The sequence below is a fragment of the Synechococcus sp. PCC 7502 genome, from assembly GCF_000317085.1.
GTDB lineage: Bacteria > Cyanobacteriota > Cyanobacteriia > Pseudanabaenales > Pseudanabaenaceae > PCC-7502.
The window spans coordinates 1180912-1200835 of sequence record NC_019702.1 but is presented as its reverse complement, the minus strand read 5'-3'; the positions used below and the strand labels follow the sequence as shown (position 1 = coordinate 1200835).

Here is a 19924-nt window from a genome sequence, read left to right as displayed (position 1 = left end):
TATACTTTTGTTTAACAACTATTTCAAAGGTCTTCCATGTCTTTAATCTCCCTTCCCGCCCAGTGCCAAGACTTACAGACTCAAGTAGAATCTATCTTTCAACTTTTACAACAGGAACCAACTCTCCGATCGCTTGATACAACCTCCGTATAAGCATCCTTACGCAAAGCGATCGCCCTTAGATGAGATTCGACAAATTAACTTCTAGCAACCTTACTTCAATGTGGTTAGAGCCAGTTTATCCTAGCTGTAAAAGTTCAGACTTAATGCTCTATCTATTTCGTCTGTGCTACATCATTTTGATTCACTATCTATAACGCCATAAAAACTAAACTCTTCAACGACTTGACCACCAATAATATGTTCTTGGATAATTCTTTCAACTACAGGGATAGTTACGGAGTGGTACCAAATACGATCTGGATAAACTACTAAAATTGGACCATGCCCACATACCCTTAAACAATTTGCCTTAGTCCGAAATATATAAGTCTCTAAATTTAGTTCTTTCAGCCGCCGCTTTAAGTAATCCCAGCTATCCAAACTAATCTGCTTAGAACAGCATAATGGCTTAGTTTGATCAGCGCAAAGAAATAAATGCTTTTGAATTTTATCGATGTTTAGCTTTTTGACTTGATTATGCAGTGATTCTTTTAAATTTGGTAAATTTGGTAAATTGCGTAAATCAAGAATATCAACTGTACTCATGGGGAATTTAAATTTAGCTTGGCTTTTAGTCTAACTCATTACCCATAGGGGCTGTGCGGCTAAAAACAACTTAGAGCCTGCTAGAATCTACACCAGCAATGGTTATTGGTATGATGCTTACACTAGTTGGTCACCGCTAATCCCCAAGATACTATAGTGATTAAAGAACATAGCATTAAAATGAACTTGAGTTTATTAGTGCGATCATGCGAATTAAACCCTACCTATGTACGCTCATACTTCTCCACGGAATTACCTTCACATCTTTTCTCCGATCGGCTTGGGGCATGTCGGCGACAGAGGTGGGGAAAGTTGCTAAAGCGGTTACGGTCATGATTACGACGGATGAATCTAATGGTTCTGGGGTTTTGATTACCAAGGATGGAGATACTTACACGGTTTTGACCGCCGCCCATGTGGTGAAGGATCGACCCAAATCCTTAGAAATTATCACTCCAAATGGGCAGAAATATGCAATTACTGGCACGACAATCACTCCAGATGCTGACTTAGCCACAGTTAAATTCACGAGTAAAACGAGTCTGCAAGTTGCCAAGTTGGGGGATGCTAATAAATCTTCGGAAGGTGCAACGGTCTATGTATCTGGCTTCCCATCGGTAACTCAAGTCATTACCAAAACTATCTACAATTTTACGGAAGGTAAAGTTACCGCTAATGCTGCCCGTCCTCTGTCCTACGGATATTCTCTGGTTTATAGCAACAATACTTTACCAGGAATGAGCGGTGGACCTGTTTTTAATGCCGATGGCGAGTTAATTGCTATTCATGGACGGGGAGATTTTCAAGAAAGTAGTAAACCTTCCGAGATTAATGAGAATGTTAGGATTAAAACTGGCTTTAATCTTGGAATTACTATATCCACAGTCCTAAAGCTCTCAAATGGATTAGGATTAAAGTTTTCAGAAGTGGCACTTGGCTCTTCGCCTGTGGTTGCTGCTCCGAAGTCCGACGACTTTTTCTTGCAGGGTGTCGATCGCTTTCGTCGAGGTAAATGGGCAGAAGCTATTGCCATGATGGATCGGGCAATTCAACTTAATCCTAAATACCTGCGTGCTTATACTGCTAGGGGTGCGGCTAACTATATGCTCAATCAAATTGGTAAAGGCTTAGCTGATATGGAAAGTGTAATTGCGATCGCTCCCAATTATGCTACTGGTTATGCGGGGAAATGTTTTCTGTTAAACGAATTGCATCAATGGCAACAGGCATTAGGTTTCTGCGATCGCGCGATTAAACTAGACCCAAAACTATCGATCGCCTACAACGTGCGGGGATTAGTCAATGCCAATCTTCAAGACTCGGATTCTGCCCAAACCGATCTAGAGCAAGCAATCGACCTCGATCCCAACTCCTATTATGCTTACTACAACCTTGGATTACTGTATGCCTTGAGGCGTAATTTACCAAAGGCATTTTCATTTGTGGAGAAAGCTTTACAAATTAATCCTCAATCTGCCGGCAGTCGGGTGCTTTTAGGGCAGCTACTAATTGCCACCCAGAATTACCAACAGGCTCTGACTATACTAAATGAGGCGATCGCTATTAACCCAAATATCAGTTATGCCTACGAAGCTCGTGCTGCTGCTTATCTGGGATTGGGCAATACCAATCTAGCGCAAAGGGATCGCCAAACAGCCCAAAGTACTGCCATCAGTTCGCCTCAAGGCTTTATTGAAGATTTAAGCTTTCTGAATCAATAAACATTAAACCGCTAAGCCAACTGTCCCAGCATAAACTGCCCGATCGCCAAGTTCTGCCTCAATTCGTAGTAAACGGTTATATTTAGCAATTCTTTCGCTTCTACACAAAGAACCAGTTTTAATTTGTCCCGCCCTTGTTGCCACAGCCAAATCAGCGATTGTAGTATCTTCTGTTTCACCCGAACGATGACTAATTACAGAGCGATAACCATTTTTATCTGCGGTAGCAATGGTTTCAAGGGTTTCGGTGAGGCTACCAATTTGATTTAGCTTAATAAGAATAGCATTGGCACAACCTTCTTTAATTCCCCTTTCTAGGCGAGTTTGATTCGTGACAAATAAATCATCGCCCACAAGCTGAGTATTAGTTAATTGCTTGGTCATAAGCTGCCAGTTTGCCCAGTCTTCTTCCTGTAACCCATCTTCAATGGAAATAATTGGATACTGAGAAATTAAACCTTCGTAATAGGCGATCGCTTCGGATGCGGTGTGACCTTTGCCATCAAAATAATATAAGCCATCTTTATAAAGCTCATTAGAAGCCACATCTAGGGCTAGGGCAATGTCTTTGCCGGGGGTATATCCCGCTTGACTAATGGCTTGAATTAATAATTCTAAAGCTGCTTGATTAGACTCCAAATTAGGTGCAAATCCACCTTCATCTCCCACCCCTGTGGCTAGACCTTTGGCATGGAGAACCGATTGCAATTTGGCAAACACCTCTGCCCCATAGCGCAAAGCTTCCTTAAAGCTCGGTGCGCCCACTGGCACAATCATAAATTCCTGAATATCTACGTTGTTATCCGCATGGGAACCACCATTAATCACATTCATTAGGGGGACGGGCAGAACGTTGGAGATACTGCTGCCCAAATAACGATATAGAGGCAGTTGTAAGTAATTTGCTGCCGCCTTAGAAGTTGCCAAGGACACCGCTAAAATTGCATTTGCGCCCAGATTAGATTTATTTTGCGATCCATCTCGTTTCAGCATGGTGCGATCGCAGGTTTCTTGATCAAGGGCATCTAAACCTTTTAATACTGGCAAAATCTTCTCGGTGACATTCCGTACGGCAGTTAATACACCTTTCCCGCCATATCGACTTTTATCGCCATCCCGCAATTCATGAGCCTCAAAACTACCCGTAGAAGCACCACTGGGGACTTGAGCCAATCCTATTACTCCAGATTCAAGCTGGACTGTTGCCTCAATGGTTGGTCTTCCCCGTGAATCTAGGATTTCCTGTGCCGTGATATTAGCGATCGCACTTGGTTTAGTCACTGTTTTTTTCCATGCTTAGTATAAATACTATTAAACTCAAGTCTTTGGCATCTGGCAACCTTCTATCTGCAAAGATTTCCCCTATATCTTGAAATTATCCCTAAATATATAGCCATATAATTACTCTCCGTCGTGGATTGGGCATTAGCTAAGATAAAATCAAACCAATCAAGCCAATCATGAATTAGGTAGTGTGCTATGGAATCTATCACTTTAAATCTCAAGCCCACAATTGATCTAACCCCTGATCAGTTATTTGAAGTTTGCCAACAAAACCGAGATGTAAGAATCGAACGGAGTAGTAATGGAGAACTAGTGATTATGCCTCCCACTGGATTTGAAACTGGTAATCGTAACAGCGATCTGATCTATCAACTTCAAGCTTGGAATCGTCAGTACAAATTAGGGAAGGTATGTGATTCATCAACGGGTTTTATTTTGCCTAATGGGGCAGAGCGATCGCCCGATGCTTCGTGGTTAAAACTAGAAAGATTAGCCGCATTTACACTAGAACAACGTCAAAAATTTCTCCCCCTATGTCCTGATTTTGTGGTGGAGTTGCGATCGCCCACAGATAGCCTCAAACCACTTCAAGTTAAAATGCAGGAATACATAGATAACGACTGCCAAATGGGATGGCTCATTGATCCCAAGCAGAGAACTGTAGAAATCTATCGTCCTAACCAAGTGGTACAAATCTTGCAATCTCCGATCAGTGTCTCTGGTGAGAACATCCTGCCAAATTTTGTACTGGAATTATCAGAAATATTTACAAATAACTAGGTTAGAGGAGTACTTAACCAATAGGAAATCTTAGGATCAAATTATTCAATCAATTTAATTTAATCAATTAAAAAGACCCAGCTAAATTTTTACCCACATCCCCAAATAGTAACCAAGTCAGTAGAAAATTAGATATAAATATTGCCAGTAACGCTGTTACCACTGCCGTAGTAGTTGATTGTCCTACCCCCTTTGCGCCGCCAGTAGTAGTAATTCCCCAATTTGCACCAATCAGAGCGATCAGTCCACCAAACACAATGGATTTGATCACGGCACTAATTAAGTCCCACGTTTTTAAGAAATTTAAGACTGAGTTTAGAAACACAGCTTGGGGGATATTATAAAGACTCTGGGAAATTAAAATGCCTCCTGTCATCCCCGTTAATAGCGATAGGGTTGTGAGAATCGGCAGCATTAAAATACAGGCAATTACCCTAGGTGTAATCAAATAATCGATAGGATCAGTTCGCAGCATATACAGAGCATCGATTTGTTCCGTAACCTGCATGGTACCGATTTCTGCCGCAAATGCCGATCCCACTCGTCCCGCAATAATTACAGCCGTTAATACTGGTGATAGTTCTCTGGTCAGGGCGATCGCTAAAACTCCTCCAATCGCTTGCTGCGCTCCAAAATTAATAAATTCCTTAGCTACTTGAATTGTAAATACTCCGCCCACAAAACTAGCTGTCACTAGAGTAATTAATAAAGACTCTGTACCAACTGCTGACATTTGCTCTAGGGTATTACGCCAATGTAATTTTCTTTTTACTAGAAGGTGCCATACTACCTGTCCTGCCAGCAAAAAGGTCTGAAGGACTTTAACAAACCAGATACCTAAATTATTCATGCTTTTAGCAATTTTTTTAGCAGTTTATAGGGTTTAAATCTAAATTGAATAGAGTTTTAATTTATTGCAGAATAACACTCAATCTTGTCCTTGCCCGTGACTAATGCCCAAATATAACTCTCCAATTTTAGGATCATTAAGTAAGTCACTACCTTTACCCTCAAAGCGATCTTTTCCTGCATCTAAAACGTAACCTCGATGGGCGATCGCTAGAGCCTTACGGGCATTTTGTTCTACTAAAATAATCGTAGTCCCCAGACGATTAACATACTGAATTAAATTAAATACATCCTGGACTAAAATCGGTGAAAGTGCAGCCGTCGGCTCATCTAAAATTAACAATTTTGGCGACACCATCAAAGCTCTACCCATTGCCAACATTTGGCGTTCTCCCCCCGAAAGAGTACCTGCCCTCTGTCGTTGTCTTTTTGCTAAAGCAGGAAAAATATCATAGATTTTTTGTTTTTGGGCTTGAATGTTGGTGCCAGTTGTATATCCCCCCATATCAAGATTTTCGGAAATACTCAAGGATGGGAACACATTAGCAACCTGTGGTACATAACCCATACCTTCCAATACGATCTGATTAGGTAACAACCCATCAATTCTTTTCCCGTTAAATATCACTTCTCCCGATCGCACAGGGACTAAACCAAAAATCATTTTCGCCAGAGTAGATTTCCCCGCACCATTGGCACCAATTACAGTTACTAATTCCCCTGTATGCACCACTATGTTAATGCCCTGTAAAATATCTACCCCAGCTACATAGCCTGCGATCACATCTTTAACTGTCAATATCGGAGAATCACTATTCATGAACTACTTGGCAATGCCGCACTTATAAATTTTAAATTTCTTGGATCATATCCCAGAAGGAACAATAGGGATAAACTCTAGGATTTTTACATCTAAAATTTCTAGCTTTCCACGCATTTTTTTGGCTCAACAAGGCTCTTGACTCAAAAAGGTAGAGTTATTCGCCAAAGTGCCAAAACCTATTACTCTCAATCCCAACGGGAGGTAAAATATCCGTAATTGGCTCCTCTAAAATGTAAGTATCAATAAATCGCACTCCCCAAACTGGCGATCGCAGATCTAACCTTGACCTATATTCCGTTAAACTTTCAGAATGTCCGTGAGCATGGCGATCCTGACTAAATTTTCGAGCTTCATACCTAAACACTTCCCCAACAGTTGCATATCCTTGGATCGTGAAGGCAGGAAATGTTTCTGGCGTAAATCCAAATTCTTCTAAAATCTCAAAACATCCTTGCATTAATTCAGGGTGATCAGGAAACCCAAGGGTATGAATGTAGATTCTTTGATTAATCACTGCCAATGGTGGTGTGGCATGAGTAATTACAATGATGCTATGAATCCGTGCCAGATAACCTAAAGCCTCTTCAGGAGACAAAGATAGAGCGATCGCCATTAGTAATGGATAAATATAAGCTGCTGCGAATCAAATTATAAATTATTAAGAATGTATAAGCGAGCAGTAGTATCAATGTAATATACAGCACTTTTCAGAACTAACTGGTATAGCAGCAGAGAGCGAAATCGACTTATCTAATGCTTTAATTGCTATTACTGACTTCTGGCTGATAGCTCCCCATCACCCGATTACCTCACTTGTGACAGTTGTTAAGAGAACTATTAAGAAAACATTGTATGTCAGGAGTTTCTTGCTTTAACGTTGTAGGTTATTTAAAATTTGCAGAACGTTTTGTCAGTTATTTAAATCATTAAATTAAGTCATTAAATTAAATATTCACCCCATAGGGCAATCATCGTGACTATTGCTTCATCTTCTCCCATTGCTACACAGACTGCTAACTCCTTGGTTGATTCGGGAGTTTATATCACCATGCATGGGCATTTTTATCAGCCTCCCCGTGAGAATCCCTACTTGAATGCGATCGAAACTCAAGAGGGAGCTTTTCCCTTTCATGACTGGAACCAACGGATTCACCACGAGTGCTATCGTCCCAATGCCTTTGCCCGCATTCTGAATAGTAATGGCAAGATTTTAAGAATAGTTAATAACTTTGAATACCTGAGTTTTAACATTGGTGCCACGTTATTGTCTTGGCTAGAACAGTATGATCCCGAAGTCTATCAGCGTATTATTGATGGGGATAAAGCCTCGGCTGAACGACTAGACGGACATGGTAACGCGATCGCCCAAGTTTACAATCATATTATTATGCCCTTAGCTAACCCTAGGGATAAGCTGACGCAAATTCGTTGGGGCAAAGCTGACTTTAAAGCCCGATTTGGGCGAGATACCGAAGGCATGTGGTTGGCAGAAACGGCTGTGGATTATCCAACCCTAGAAGCTTTGATTGCCGAAGGGATTAAATTTATTGTCCTAGCTCCGTCTCAGGCTCAGCGTTGTCGTCCTCTTGGTTCTAGCGATCGCCAGTCTTGGAAAGAAGTTTGGACAGAGGTAAATGGTGGGCAAATCGATCCCAACCGTCCCTATCGTTGCTACTTAGATTCTTCCGATCCTAACTCGGCATACATAGATATTTTCTTTTATGATGGTCCCATTTCCCGTGATATGGGTTTTAGCGATTTACTTAATAGCTCCCATAATCTAGCGGCAAGATTAGGACGGGCTGTACGGGGAGATCATCGTTCCTCTCAGTTAATTTCTGTGGCAACCGATGGTGAAACCTTTGGACATCATAAGCACTTTACGGAAAAAGCGATCGCCTACGCCTTTACCGAAGAATTTCCACGACGGGGTTGGCAGGTAACTAATTATGCCCACTATCTCAGCTTATTTCCGCCCACTTGGGAAGTAGAAATTAAACCAGTTACGGCTTGGAGTTGCGCCCACGGTGTAGATCGATGGCAAGATGACTGTGGTTGTGGTGCCGATGTCGGTTTTGGCAAATGGCGGAAGCCCCTACGCCAAGCTTTAAATTGGTTACGCGATCGCCTAGAAGTAATTTTCGGTGAAGCAGGTGCTAAATATTTTAATGATCCTTGGGCAGCAAGGGATGGCTATATTCATGTCCTCAGGGATTCTTTACGGCATGGCACTATCAATAGCCAAAATACCCTAGATGATTTTTTTAGTACCTATGGTAAAGCAGGCATAATTTCGGCACCATCAAAATCCACTCATTTACAAGTTGATGCCCTTAGACTTTTGGAAATGCAGCGTCATGCTCTATTAATGTTTACTAGCTGTGGTTGGTTTTTTGAGGAACTATCTCGTCCTGAAGGGGTACAAATTTTACGTTATGCTGCCCGAGCGATCGAACTAGCAGCCGATGTAACTGGCATTCTCCTAGAGTCAGAATTTGTGCAGAGGTTAGCTCAATGTCCTAGTAATGTCGAGGATTTTGGCAATGGGGCTGAGGTCTATCGTCAGCTTGTTAATCCTTTTAAGATCACCATGAAACAGGTGGCAGCCGACTATGCTGTTAGCTCCCTATTTACTAACTATTTACGGGAAGATGCTCAGCAGCTATATTGCTACGCTATTAATCAACTGGATTATCAACTGGAACGGATTGGATCGATGGCTTTGGCGATCGGGCATATTCATATTATTTCCAGCATTACCCAAGAGTCTGTGGAATATATATTTGCCGTTGTTCATCTTGGAGGCTATGACTTTCACTGCGGTATCAAGCAATTTAGTGGCAGAAAGGATTACGAAGAGATTAAGCTGGACTGCTTTGCGGCACTCAAACATGCTAGTGCGGCGGGCATAATCTTGTCCATAGCTAGGGCATTTGGGAATGAATACTTTAGCCTGCAACATCTATTTGCCGAGGAAAGGCATCGGATTCTGCACTTACTTTCAGGCGAAACCTTACTGCGCTTAGATCAACTCTATGCCCAAGTCTATCGAGATAATTACGGTATTCTTGCTTCCTTTCGCCGCGATGGTTTGCCAGTACCCAAAGAACTCCAGGTGGCAGCGGAGATTACCTTAAATCATCGGTTACTTGCCGACTTAAAACGCCTTGAAGCAGGAGAAAAACTTCCCATTACCCAATTAGACGCTGTAGTTAAGGAGGCGAATCATTTAGGTTGTAGTCTAGATCAAATTGAATCCGCAAAAATCCTCGAACGAGTAATTCTTAATCATCTCTGGCATCTAGTTTATAGTGGAGACGATCAAAGTATTTCCTATAGTGTTAACCAGGTTGGGCAGGTACTACAGCTAGCTCAAGACTTAAAAATCCCATTAAATCTTGATCGCTCTCAGGAATTATATCTTAGCTATTTGACTAAAGTTACCACTGAAGAAGATCAGGATTTAATAGCCGCAGACCGATCACAGCTATTGACATTAGGTGAAAAAATTGGGATTGCCTGTCAGATTTAACGAATTTCCCCAAATGAATATCTCTTTCTGATTTAAGACTCTAATTTTAGAACTTTAATTTTGGAATTCTAATTTCGGGATAAGTGGTATAACATTTGGGAATGGAAAGTGTGGGGGGAAAACTTGTGGAACAACTACCACAACCAAAAAAAAGACGTAACCAGTTGCTAGCGATCGCTGCCTTGGGATTATCTGGTTCATGTTTAGCTGCATTTTTCTATGGTAAATATTTCCTCGAACAGCAATTGTCGCCATTAGTTCAAACTGAGCTATCTAAGTTATTAAATCGACCCGTAAATTTGGGGGGAGTGGATCGCTTTAGTTGGAATGGGGTGAGATTTGGTCAAACTGAAATCCCTACAACCGACTCAGAGCCAAATTTTCTTGTGTCGGAAGCGATCGATGTGCAGGTTGATCTGTGGAACTATATCCAGACTCGCCAACTTGGTTTAGATGTCACCGTAGTTAAACCCCATGTCTTTCTAAGGCAGGATTTTGCCAATGGACAGTACTTGCCTCAACTGATTAAACCATCCACTAGCACAGAGGTGGGAACCATTGATTTGCGCTCAGTTAAAATTGAGGATGCTGACCTTACCCTCCAGCCCCTAAATTCCCAAAAGGCGATTACTTTAACTAAGCTAAACCTAAGCAGTAACTGGCAGATAATTGATCCAACTCGTCAAGGGGTGCAGTTTCAGGGTGCGGGGCAAGTTCTGGGGATAAGGTTTTTAAATGCTAATATTCCTACCCCAACCGCACTAAGGAAAGCGATCGCCGCCCAAAACCCCAATGGTACCCTTAGTATTACCAAAGCTGAATTTAATCTGACCAATGGTTCAGGCAATTTACAGTTGCGATCACAAGATATAGGCATCTCGGTAATTGATGGCTTTTTTCCTAATTTGCCAATTACACCTCTCCAAGGTAAAGCGGATGGGACTGTCGGCTTTAGGCTTAAAGCAGGAAATAATCAAGCTGATATTGATGGCAATATTAAAATTCATGATGTAAGTATAAAAATCCCAGACTTACCCAAGCCAGTTAAAAATATCTCCGGGGCGATCGCCTTTGATGGTAAAATCGCAACTCTCCGAGGCATTTCAGGTAACTATGGCAGCCTTGTGGGAAAAGTGAATGGTACTGTCAATCTATCGGGACTCAATTTAGATATAGCTCTAGAACCGACGGATATTGCTAAGGCATTGGCTAGCCTTGACTTAAAACCCTCACTGCCCATAACAGGGGAAATTAAGCTTAATGGCAAGATTTTTGGTAAAAAGCCCCAAATTACTGCTACTTTTAGTTCTACGAAGTCAATTACCGTTGATCGGTTTGTGGTTAGCCAAGTACAGGGGCAGATTGAAAATAAGGATGAGCGATCGCTAATTTTTAGGCAAATTAAAGCTAAATCCAATGCCATTGGGAATCTAGTTGGTAACGGTATTCTTTCTTTGGGACAACCACAGGAAATTGGGAAACAGCCAAAACCGAATAGCATAGGACTTCAGTTTAACTTAGGCTTGGAAAATATTAATAGCGAGGCGATCGCTGCCCTTTACAATACTAAACTGCCGATTCCCATTGGTGCGGTTACTGCCCAGGTGCAAATTAATGGGGAGGTTAATAATCCGACAATTCGTGCTAACTTTCAAGCTCCACAGGCTCTTTATCCCACTAATGGGGAAGTGGAAATTGTCGATAATATCGCAACTCTACGCAATACTAGGGTGCAGTTTCCCACAGGTAATCTGGGTTTAAGTGGGGCAATTTCTTTAGATGGTAAACGCCCATGGCAACTAGAGCTATCCAGCAATGGTACACCTTTATCTGTATTTCCCAGTAATCTCTTACCTAAGGCACTAAACACAGGCAATTTATTTGGGTTACTGAAACTAAGCAGTCCCGAAGGCAGTTTTGCCCCCAAGGACATTAATGCCAATGGCAATCTGGATTTACAAATAACGCAACTTCCAGACTTGATTACAGCAACGATTAATTGGAATGGGAGGAACCTCAAAGTACCACAATTACAGTTAGGCAACTATGTGGGCGGCAATGGCGTGATCAGTCTGGATCGGGATTTAGCGATTACCAATGTTGATTTCAATCTGCGATCGCTCTCACGGCAGCAAATTCAAAAGTTTCAAGCATTTTTACCCCCTATTCTCCAAGTTACTAATGGCACCATAGACTTCAATGCCAAGATTAGCGGGACTTTAAATCAAATCAAATTACTTGCCAAGATTAGTTTACAGGAATTTGATCTTCCCGAATTAGTTGCTTTAGGCAGGAACATTAACCCTAGCTTTTTACCCCAAGGTAAAGTAGCTTTTACTGGCGAAGTGAGTGGAGTTGTTAATGCAGCATCCTCTCGAGTTAATCCACAATTTAATCCACAAGTTAAAGGTATAGTCAAGCTTGTGAATTTAGGTTTAGGCGCAAGAAAGTTTGATCCGCTAATTACAGGATTTTTAGAATTTAATTCTCAAACGGGCTTAACCACAAATTTACAAGGAAAAACTGATCGCCTCGCAGTCCGTTTAGACCCTACATTCCAACCTATAGATTTTAATATCAAGTTAGCCTCAACCTCAGTTGTGGGAAATCGCCTCAAAAATCAAGACCTAGCAATCAAAGTAACAGATTTATCTTTATCCTTAATCGGGGCGATCGCAGGACAACCAGACCTAATTGATGGCAGCCTATCCAGCGAGTTAGTAGTTAACCTCAATAATCAAATCCAAGCGATCGGAGATATAGAGATTACCAAGCCCAGATTTGGACAAGTGCAGGCTAATAGACTGGCGGCGAAAGTTAACTTTAATAAAGGCAATCTAGGAATTAGGAATGGACTGCTGCAAATCTCTCCCAACCAAGCATCCAAATACAAGTTTGAGCTGGCATATAGTTCAACCCCATCCACCACACTACAGGGCAAAATTAAGATTGAGTCTGGATCAGTAGCTGAACTCTTTAACTTTCTAAAACTAGAAGAGTTTAGTGATATTACCAATGTCCTCAGTCCACCTCAATATGGTAAAGCCTCGACTTTGGCATCCCTACCCAAAGTTGACAAGAGTCAATCTTTTTATCAGCAACTCCAATACTTTTCCCAAATTAAAGCCCGCAAAGATCAACAGGAACTTTCTGAAGCCACGGGTAGCTTTCCTAGTCTTTCCGAATTTAAAGGCAGCTTAGCAGGAGAGATTAAGTTTGCGCTTTTACCCAACCAAGGGCTGAAATTAGGCTTTGATTTAATGGGGACAGGCTGGGACTATGGCAAATTTGCGGTGGATGATGTCAAGCTCAAGGGTAGTTTTAATAAAGATGTTCTAGTTTTAGATACGGTTAAACTCCAATCAGGCGATCGCTTTGGGCAAATTACCAACACCCGCATTACCCTAAAGTCATTAATTGGCAGAGTCGATCTAGCCAACTTTCCCGTGGAGTCCCTACGTCCTATTCCGTTCTTTAATAGCTTGCCCGTCGATATCACTGGACTTGCCAATGGATTTGCAAACCTGAGTGGGGGGCTATTCAACCCCAAGGCAATGGGTAAAATTAGCCTCGATAATGCCACGATTAACCGTCAAGCCCTTGATGAAGTAGGTGGAGATTTTGACTATGCCAACGGACGCTTCAAATTTAATGGCAAAGTTGTAACCATCAATGCCCAATCTGAACCTATTCAAATTAAGGCTGATGTTCCCTATCAGTTCTGCCCCATTCCTGATGGAAGTTCCCTAAGGCTTTTGTGTGATCTAGTCGGCTCTGCCAGTACATCCCTCAGCAAATCCTTAAATATTGACATTAGTGTTAAGAATGGAGGACTAGCATTTATCAATATTCTCAATGCCCCCGTGCGTTGGTTAGATGGACAGGGTACGGGCATGATTACCATTGGTGGGACGCTAGATGATCCTAAAGTGCGGGGGAGCGTTACCCTAGATCAAGCTGCATTTCAAGTGGCAGGATTACCTAGTGATGTTACACAGGTACAGGGCAAAATTAATTTTAATCTCGATCGCTTTAAAGCCAGCTTAAGCGGTAAGTTCAGTCAGGGTAACTTTTCAGCTAATGGGGTGATGGCGATCGCTAATCCCAACTTAATTACACCTACCGACTCCAGTTACGATAATCCTCTCACAATCATTGCTGACAAACTAAATCTCGATCTTAAAAATCTTTATACAGGTCTTGCTAACGGGGTTTTAACAGTCCGTGGGTCTCTTTTATTCCCTGAAGTATCGGGTAAGGTTGCTATCTCGGATGGACGGGTAATTATTGGTGAAGAAGCTCCCGCCGATGGTCGTAGTCTCGAACGAGATCAATTCAATATCGGCTTTAATAATCTGCTAGTTAGCCTTGGCAAGAATATTCAAGTCACAAGGTTTCCATTGCTGAACTTACTGGCAAACGGAGAGCTAACGGTTAATGGTTCCTTACGGGATATTCGTCCTAGTGGTAGAGTCAATATTGAGCGCGGGCAGATTAATACGATTTCCACAAGGCTACGGCTAGATCGGGATTTTGAAAACTATGCGGATTTTGTCCCTTCCCAAGGGCTTAACCCTAATCTGAATGTCAGAGTTTTAGGAACGATCCCAGAGGTAACCCGTACCCGTGTTGATGATAGTTTAATCAATTCCTTTAATCCCACCAATATTCCCGTGAGCAATTTAGGCGCGCAACGCACGATCCAGATTCAAGCCAGCGTCACAGGTTCTGTCCAAAGTCCCAATATTGAATTACGCAGTAGCCCACCTCGCAGCCAGTCGGAAATCTTAACCCTTTTAGGCGGTGGTTTATTACAACAGGGAGGCAGCGATCCCACAGCAGTTTTAGCTAACCTGGCGGGCGGTACGATTATTGGTTTTCTTCAAGACCTAATTGGCGATGCTTTAAACCTAAGTGAGTTTAATCTCAGCCCCACAACCACCTCTGCCAGTGGTGGAAACTTAAGCTCCATCGGACTAGCAGCAGAAGCAGCAATTTCCATCAGCCCCAGTTTTTCCATAGCTGTGCGATCAGTACTTAACGATCCCAGTCAAGTTACTAACTATACATTTCGTTACCGTGCCAATCCCAACACTTTACTGTTGACGAATACTGATCTTAAGGGCAATAACAGCGTATCTGTAGAATATGAAGCCCGTTTCTAAAACTTATTTTTGTTACGAGATCTATAGACATATTAAGATTTCCTAATCTAAAATTTAAATATGCAAAGTCACTAAGCAAATAGATTAATCGTATGAAGCTCAAAACTATTATTTCGGCATTAGGGTTAGCTGGCTTGAGTATGATGTCTCAAGTAGCTAGTGCGAGGGCGGTTCCTTTGAATTTCACAGGCGTAAGTACTGGGGGAAATGTTTTCGTTAATTCAGTTAATTTAGGTGCCTATAAAAATATAAATCCTTCCTTTACCATCGACCCATCATTAATTTCTTATACAAAAGTCACAGATACTAACTATGTATTGGACATAACCAATGTTGGCATCAAATTCGTTACGATCAACAGTTCTATTACCCCACCCGCAAATTTACAAGATGCCCTGAATTATTTTGCTACTCTCCGATTCACAGGCGGTACAGGATCGTTTAAGGCTACGATCACGTCATATAACGCTGGGAGTAGTATTTTATCTATTAAGTATAATGGCGGCGTAAGCTTTACTAATAACAACCTAAACCCTAGTACATTGAATCTAGCCATCAGTGGCGTAATTTCCTTATCTAACTATGGCAACTTTGATCCAACTGATTTCCCTACATACCTAGGGGGTAATCTGGAAATTGCTGCTCTGAATAACTACACTATAACTGAGAATGATACCTTTGCTTTTAGAAATGGAGACTTCAATGTAGTAAGTGGTAAAAATGCTAACTACATTGCTTCTATCGATTCTACAGCCGTTCCCTTCAATTTCAACTCTGCGGAAGGAGTGATAGTATCAGTACCATTATTAATAGGAGTACGTTTTCTCAGAAAAAAGTTAGTACAAAAACAGAAAGAACAAAGAGCCGTAGAGAAAGTAATCTAGGAAATATCTAAAAATTAATAAGGTGCCAATCCAGAAGGTCTTAACTTTAGAGTTTTTATCAACTGCACTGGCACTTTGCTTTAACAATTATTTTGATCTACGGTAAAGTCTAATAGCTATTGACAGTTACGATACTTGATGTGATAAACCAAACCTCGATGAGTTAAGTCAAAGGAGTCAACTGTAGCTATGCCTTCACCACTAGCCCGCAAAGAAGTATTCACGCGCATATTCACGCTGGCACCGCAGGAAGACCAAACATTTGCCACTGTTGCTAAACTATCTTGCTTATCATAGTTAGTCTCACCATTGAAGGTAGATTGAAATACTGGACCTCGACCGCCCGCAAAGAAATATTCCGAGCGTAAAGTTCCTCTAGTATTAGGAGCTACATAACCACGATATTCGGCATCATAAAGCGAAATTTGGAACCCATTAGGAATGAAAATAGGGATGCTAAGATTGCAGCTTTTTCTAGCAGTAGATGGTTTGCTGGCATCGGCAATATACTTATCAAATAGAATAGTTAACACCTGTCCATCGGGACTGACTGTAACGCTGGCTGAGTCATTTGGGCAACCGTTACCGCCATAACCTGCCCCTTTGATTGTTACTGTATTTTCGGCTGATGCTTGACTAGTAGTCACTGCAAATAAAACCGCTCCGAAAGTAAGAGCTTTCAATAATTTATTCATTGGTAAATTCCTAGATAAAATCCTTGGTGAATTTGAAGAGCAGTACTATTAATTGACTTGTTCTTTAATCAAAAAAGACTAAAAGTTTATATTTCTTTTAATGATTTTCAGTAATTTTCTTAGTAATTTTAAGTTGCCTTCAATAGTTATAAATGTCTCTTAAAGCCATAATTTTGTTCCAAGGAATATTTGTAAATTACGACAATAACCAGTAAAGATTGGTACTTTGATTGATGTCTGAACTTTTACGCTTCTCTACAAATATCTAAACTGGAGCAATTAATAAAGCGATCGCTTGACGGATAAAGTTAGCGTCTTCGGGGTTTTGATAGGGATTGCCTGCCCTATGTCCCCAAATTGAGGCAATAACTTGGTACTTAGCTTTAGGAATCATATTTGCTTCCCTTTGGCAATCGGCGGGAGTAAAGTAAAGATCGCTGGCACTGGGCATTACCAGAGTTTCGGCTTGAATAGAGGCTAACGCCAAGGCGTAATCACCCTTATATATGGGATTATCACTGACATCACATCTTAACCACGTATCGATCATTGCAATCAGATTACGGGGATCGCGTTTACGATAATTGGCTTCCCAACCTCGTTCTAAATAATCTGCTAAAGAACTATAGCCAAATTGATAATACAGTCCCGCTTGGTAAAAAGCAGGGGAAGCTGCCCAACTGGCATAGATCAGAGCAAAGGTATGTAAGCCCCGATCTGGAAACCCATCAAAGCCGCTACCATTCCAAGTGGGATCAGAGGTTAAAGCCGATCGCAAACTTTCCAAAAAAATTCGATTATGATCGGTAGTCTGGGCAGTACCGCATAGAGCCGCAATTCTCTCAACCCGATCTGGATACAAACTACCCCAATGATATGCCTGCTGCGCCCCCATTGACCAGCCATAGATCAGAGCCAGACGCTCGATACCAAAAACTTTTCGTAATAGTTGTTCTTGGGCACGCACATTATCCCAATGGCTAAACCAAAATCCCTGTTCTGCTAAGCCACATTCTGCACAATTACTGGGAGAACTAGAAAGTCCATTCCCAAACATATTCGGAATGATAATAAACCATTGACTTGGATCGAGAATTCCCTCCTTGGCAATTAACCATTCAATATCGGGGTGTTGTGCGCCGTAGGAAGTGGGATACAGAATGACATTGGAGCGATCGCTATTTAGTTCTCCATGGGTTTGATACCCAAGCTTTGCCTCTGGGAGGACGATTCCACATTGCAGTTCAAAGTTTTGAATTACAAACAGATTCATACTGCGATCTCACGACCACTGATATTATTGATTATTTCCAAATTAACATTCACATACCCATCTCCAATGTGAGCAAAGTGACTACTTAACTTCTCATGGGCAGTGGGAAGTAAGTAAAAGGGAATGGAAGGATAAAGATGATGTTCAGTATGGAAAGGAATATTCCACATTAGGTAACGTAAAATTGGCAGGGTGAGAGTAGTTCTTGTATTAGTCAGCCCATTGTCATCATTGGTGCAACCTGTATGCTCGGTAAGTAAAATAAAGCGCAAAAAAGGCTGCCCCACTGCTAAAGGTAATAGCCAATATAAGAGAAACCAAGGTTGTCTAAACCCAATGGAAATAGCGATCGCCAAACCATACACTAATAATTGCCATCGAGTTGAACTAATTACCGCTTTCCTTTGCGCTTCAGGGATAAAAATATAGTCATCTACCAGACCTGATGCCACCCGCAAGTGGGTTTTAATTTTGCCAATCCACCAAGGTAAGCCACTAATTTCTAGCAAATATTCTTGTAAGTTTGTCGGTTTTGGATCACTGAGTTCAGGGTCTTGATCGGGAATTTGCGTATAACGGTGATGCCATTTGTGATATTGCCGATAAAAAGTGCTGTTATAAAAAGATAGTAATCCAGCGAACCAAGCGATCGCATCACTCAACTGATTATTGGCAAAGGCAGTACGATGGGAACTTTCATGCAGAGGTGCGAACATGATGGCAAAACTAAACCCGTATAGAACTAAAGCAGGAACGGCAATATACCAGCGATCACCACTCAAATTCGTTGCCCACAGATAACCGCTAACCCCCATCACGCCTAAATGAAAAGCCAAGCGGATCAAACCTTGAGTATTGGAGCGGACATTTAAAGACTTGAGTTCTTCTGTAGTCAAGAGTTGCTTAGCCATAGTTCAGATCGCAAATTTAAAAATTAAAAAATTTAACAAGTGAAATGAAGATAGTTTTTCTTGATTATATGTTGAATATCAAGATGCTGCTTAATCTGGCGCAGTGTTCATTGTCTTATAATTTGCCCATCCGCCTAAATCTGAAATATCTAGCCATTGGTGTTTTTCCACCAGTTCCCGTGGGTAAAGCATTGCTGTGAGAATTTCGCCGTCTTCGGAAATTACATCACTGGGATACATGTGAGGCGGTTCATTTGCTAGTAGATACTCATATTGGGCGATCGTTAACTCATATATTTCCCCTGGGATACTAATCCCTCCATTTTCTACTTCATAAATTGCAGGATGCCATCCGTTTTCAGCCGCATGAAGACGATAGAGAGGTTTGGTTTTAGCTGTTTTTATAAACTTAGCAGATTGCAGGTTTTGATGATCGGGTTGACCTTTGAGGGCAGAACCACAAATGAATATTTTTTTTGTTGCTGTATCTTCCGTATTTAGTTGTTCGATTGGGGTTGTTAAGTCAGTCATGATTTTTATTTAAGGATTTTCAAAATTAATCTTTGGAATTTATACCTGTCTGAAGAATTTCCACGGCACTAACAACTCTGGTTTTGCTATTGGTGAGATGACTATAAATCTCTTCCTTTGCTAAATTAGAATTTCTCTTGGCGATCGCTGTAAAAATTTGGCGGTGTTCTAACCGAATTTCCAATACTTCTGGGTTCTGATTAGTTGTCCGCAATCGCAGGAGAAACATCTTATCAAATACCTGCTCCAGTAAGGAGACTAACCACTTATTCCCCGAACTTTCCGCAATCAGGTGATGAAATTGATAATCTAGTTCTAAAAGTTTGGCAGGATTTGTAGATTTAGCATGGGCGATCTTTTCGGCAGAAATCACGTATTCTTCTAGCTGCTCAATCTCAACGGCACTGGCGTGATCACAGGCTCCGGTTACAGAAAGTTGTTCTAGGGCAATCCGACAGTCATAAAGCTGAATCACATCCTCAATGGAAAGGGTTGTTACTCGCATTCCCCCACTGGTATCGGAGGTAACCAAACCTTCTTGCTGCAATTTACGAATAGCTTCACGGATTGGAGTGCGACTAACCTGTAAACGCTCAGCCAACTGAGTTTCAACCAGACGTTCATTAGGTGCCAGCATTCCCGAAAAGATATTTGTGCGTAGGACTTGATAGGTCTGTTCGTATAAAGATTGGCTTCTTTGGATCGTGGACAAACTCAAGGTATAAGTTCCTTATTATCTTGCATGGTTTTGATGTATACAGTATACAT

At 41.5% G+C, this 19924-nt stretch carries 15 protein-coding genes; 5 read left to right on the top strand and 10 right to left on the bottom strand.

Features of this window, described 5'->3' with window-relative positions; all coding sequences use genetic code 11:
* Positions 1-294: 294 nt before the first annotated feature.
* Entirely contained in the window at positions 295-708 is a 414-nt protein-coding gene (locus tag SYN7502_RS05845) for a (2Fe-2S) ferredoxin domain-containing protein (protein ID WP_015167950.1), read from the bottom strand.
* 206 nt (positions 709-914) lie between these two features.
* On the opposite strand from SYN7502_RS05845, the gene SYN7502_RS05840 reads away from it, so the two are divergent.
* Positions 915-2429: a tetratricopeptide repeat-containing S1 family peptidase gene (locus SYN7502_RS05840; RefSeq protein WP_015167949.1), complete on the top strand. Its 1515-nt coding sequence runs from the start codon at positions 915-917 to the stop codon at positions 2427-2429.
* Between the two features lie 3 nt (positions 2430-2432).
* Here the strand turns inward: SYN7502_RS05840 and eno are convergent, their stop codons facing one another.
* The gene (eno, locus tag SYN7502_RS05835; RefSeq protein WP_015167948.1) at positions 2433-3710 is read right to left on the bottom strand and encodes a phosphopyruvate hydratase; all 1278 of its coding nucleotides are present in this window, start codon (positions 3708-3710) and stop codon (positions 2433-2435) included.
* A 198-nt stretch (positions 3711-3908) separates the two neighbouring features.
* On the opposite strand from eno, the gene SYN7502_RS05830 reads away from it, so the two are divergent.
* Positions 3909-4493: a Uma2 family endonuclease gene (locus SYN7502_RS05830; protein ID WP_015167947.1), complete on the top strand. Its 585-nt coding sequence runs from the start codon at positions 3909-3911 to the stop codon at positions 4491-4493.
* A gap of 67 nt (positions 4494-4560) precedes the next feature.
* On the opposite strand, the gene SYN7502_RS05825 is transcribed toward SYN7502_RS05830, so the two are convergent.
* From SYN7502_RS05825 to SYN7502_RS05815, 3 genes are all read right to left on the bottom strand, one after another.
* The gene (locus SYN7502_RS05825) at positions 4561-5343 is read right to left on the bottom strand and encodes an MlaE family lipid ABC transporter permease subunit (RefSeq protein WP_015167946.1); all 783 of its coding nucleotides are present in this window, start codon (positions 5341-5343) and stop codon (positions 4561-4563) included.
* 78 nt (positions 5344-5421) lie between these two features.
* On the bottom strand, positions 5422-6162 hold the full coding sequence (locus tag SYN7502_RS05820; protein ID WP_015167945.1) for an ABC transporter ATP-binding protein: 741 nt from the start codon (positions 6160-6162) through the stop codon (positions 5422-5424).
* A gap of 157 nt (positions 6163-6319) precedes the next feature.
* Positions 6320-6778, bottom strand: a complete 459-nt coding sequence (locus SYN7502_RS05815) for a hypothetical protein (RefSeq protein WP_015167944.1) — start codon at positions 6776-6778, stop codon at positions 6320-6322.
* A gap of 360 nt (positions 6779-7138) precedes the next feature.
* Between SYN7502_RS05815 and SYN7502_RS05810 the strand changes: the two genes are divergently transcribed.
* The 3 genes from SYN7502_RS05810 to SYN7502_RS05800 all read left to right on the top strand — a co-directional run bounded on the left by SYN7502_RS05810 (position 7139) and on the right by SYN7502_RS05800 (position 15746).
* Positions 7139-9697 carry a DUF3536 domain-containing protein gene (locus tag SYN7502_RS05810; protein WP_015167943.1) on the top strand — a complete coding sequence of 853 codons (2559 nt, stop codon included), beginning with the start codon at positions 7139-7141 and terminating at the stop codon, positions 9695-9697.
* A 125-nt stretch (positions 9698-9822) separates the two neighbouring features.
* Complete coding sequence (locus SYN7502_RS05805) at positions 9823-14862, top strand: translocation/assembly module TamB domain-containing protein (protein WP_168130321.1); 5040 nt, start codon at positions 9823-9825, stop codon at positions 14860-14862.
* A gap of 92 nt (positions 14863-14954) precedes the next feature.
* On the top strand, positions 14955-15746 hold the full coding sequence (locus tag SYN7502_RS05800) for a hypothetical protein (protein ID WP_015167941.1): 792 nt from the start codon (positions 14955-14957) through the stop codon (positions 15744-15746).
* 116 nt (positions 15747-15862) lie between these two features.
* On the opposite strand, the gene SYN7502_RS05795 is transcribed toward SYN7502_RS05800, so the two are convergent.
* The 5 genes from SYN7502_RS05795 to SYN7502_RS05775 all read right to left on the bottom strand — a co-directional run bounded on the left by SYN7502_RS05795 (position 15863) and on the right by SYN7502_RS05775 (position 19868).
* Entirely contained in the window at positions 15863-16441 is a 579-nt protein-coding gene (locus tag SYN7502_RS05795) for a DUF4360 domain-containing protein (RefSeq protein ID WP_015167940.1), read from the bottom strand.
* Between the two features lie 265 nt (positions 16442-16706).
* Complete coding sequence (locus tag SYN7502_RS05790; protein WP_015167939.1) at positions 16707-17714, bottom strand: alpha/beta fold hydrolase; 1008 nt, start codon at positions 17712-17714, stop codon at positions 16707-16709.
* On the bottom strand, positions 17711-18625 hold the full coding sequence (locus SYN7502_RS05785; protein ID WP_015167938.1) for a fatty acid desaturase family protein: 915 nt from the start codon (positions 18623-18625) through the stop codon (positions 17711-17713). The genes SYN7502_RS05790 and SYN7502_RS05785 overlap by 4 nt, the downstream gene beginning before the upstream one ends.
* 90 nt (positions 18626-18715) lie before the next feature.
* The gene (locus tag SYN7502_RS05780) at positions 18716-19156 is read right to left on the bottom strand and encodes a gamma-glutamylcyclotransferase family protein (protein WP_015167937.1); all 441 of its coding nucleotides are present in this window, start codon (positions 19154-19156) and stop codon (positions 18716-18718) included.
* 25 nt (positions 19157-19181) lie between these two features.
* Positions 19182-19868 (bottom strand): GntR family transcriptional regulator, encoded by a 687-nt coding sequence (locus tag SYN7502_RS05775; protein ID WP_144050267.1) that lies wholly within the window; start codon positions 19866-19868, stop codon positions 19182-19184.
* Between the last annotated feature and the right edge of the window lie 56 nt (positions 19869-19924).

What these genes read in the sequence shown, in the direction of transcription:
- SYN7502_RS05840 (WP_015167949.1), top strand. Translation starts at nt 915, where the DNA reads ATGCGAATTAAACCCTACCTATGTACGCTCATACTTCTCCACGGAATT.
- SYN7502_RS05830 (WP_015167947.1), top strand. Translation starts at nt 3,909, where the DNA reads ATGGAATCTATCACTTTAAATCTCAAGCCCACAATTGATCTAACCCCT.
- SYN7502_RS05820 (WP_015167945.1), bottom strand. Translation starts at nt 6,162, where the DNA reads ATGAATAGTGATTCTCCGATATTGACAGTTAAAGATGTGATCGCAGGC.
- SYN7502_RS05845 (WP_015167950.1), bottom strand. Translation starts at nt 708, where the DNA reads ATGAGTACAGTTGATATTCTTGATTTACGCAATTTACCAAATTTACCA.
- SYN7502_RS05780 (WP_015167937.1), bottom strand. Translation starts at nt 19,156, where the DNA reads ATGACTGACTTAACAACCCCAATCGAACAACTAAATACGGAAGATACA.
- SYN7502_RS05815 (WP_015167944.1), bottom strand. Translation starts at nt 6,778, where the DNA reads ATGGCGATCGCTCTATCTTTGTCTCCTGAAGAGGCTTTAGGTTATCTG.
- SYN7502_RS05785 (WP_015167938.1), bottom strand. Translation starts at nt 18,625, where the DNA reads ATGGCTAAGCAACTCTTGACTACAGAAGAACTCAAGTCTTTAAATGTC.
- SYN7502_RS05800 (WP_015167941.1), top strand. Translation starts at nt 14,955, where the DNA reads ATGAAGCTCAAAACTATTATTTCGGCATTAGGGTTAGCTGGCTTGAGT.
- SYN7502_RS05790 (WP_015167939.1), bottom strand. Translation starts at nt 17,714, where the DNA reads ATGAATCTGTTTGTAATTCAAAACTTTGAACTGCAATGTGGAATCGTC.
- SYN7502_RS05825 (WP_015167946.1), bottom strand. Translation starts at nt 5,343, where the DNA reads ATGAATAATTTAGGTATCTGGTTTGTTAAAGTCCTTCAGACCTTTTTG.
- SYN7502_RS05795 (WP_015167940.1), bottom strand. Translation starts at nt 16,441, where the DNA reads ATGAATAAATTATTGAAAGCTCTTACTTTCGGAGCGGTTTTATTTGCA.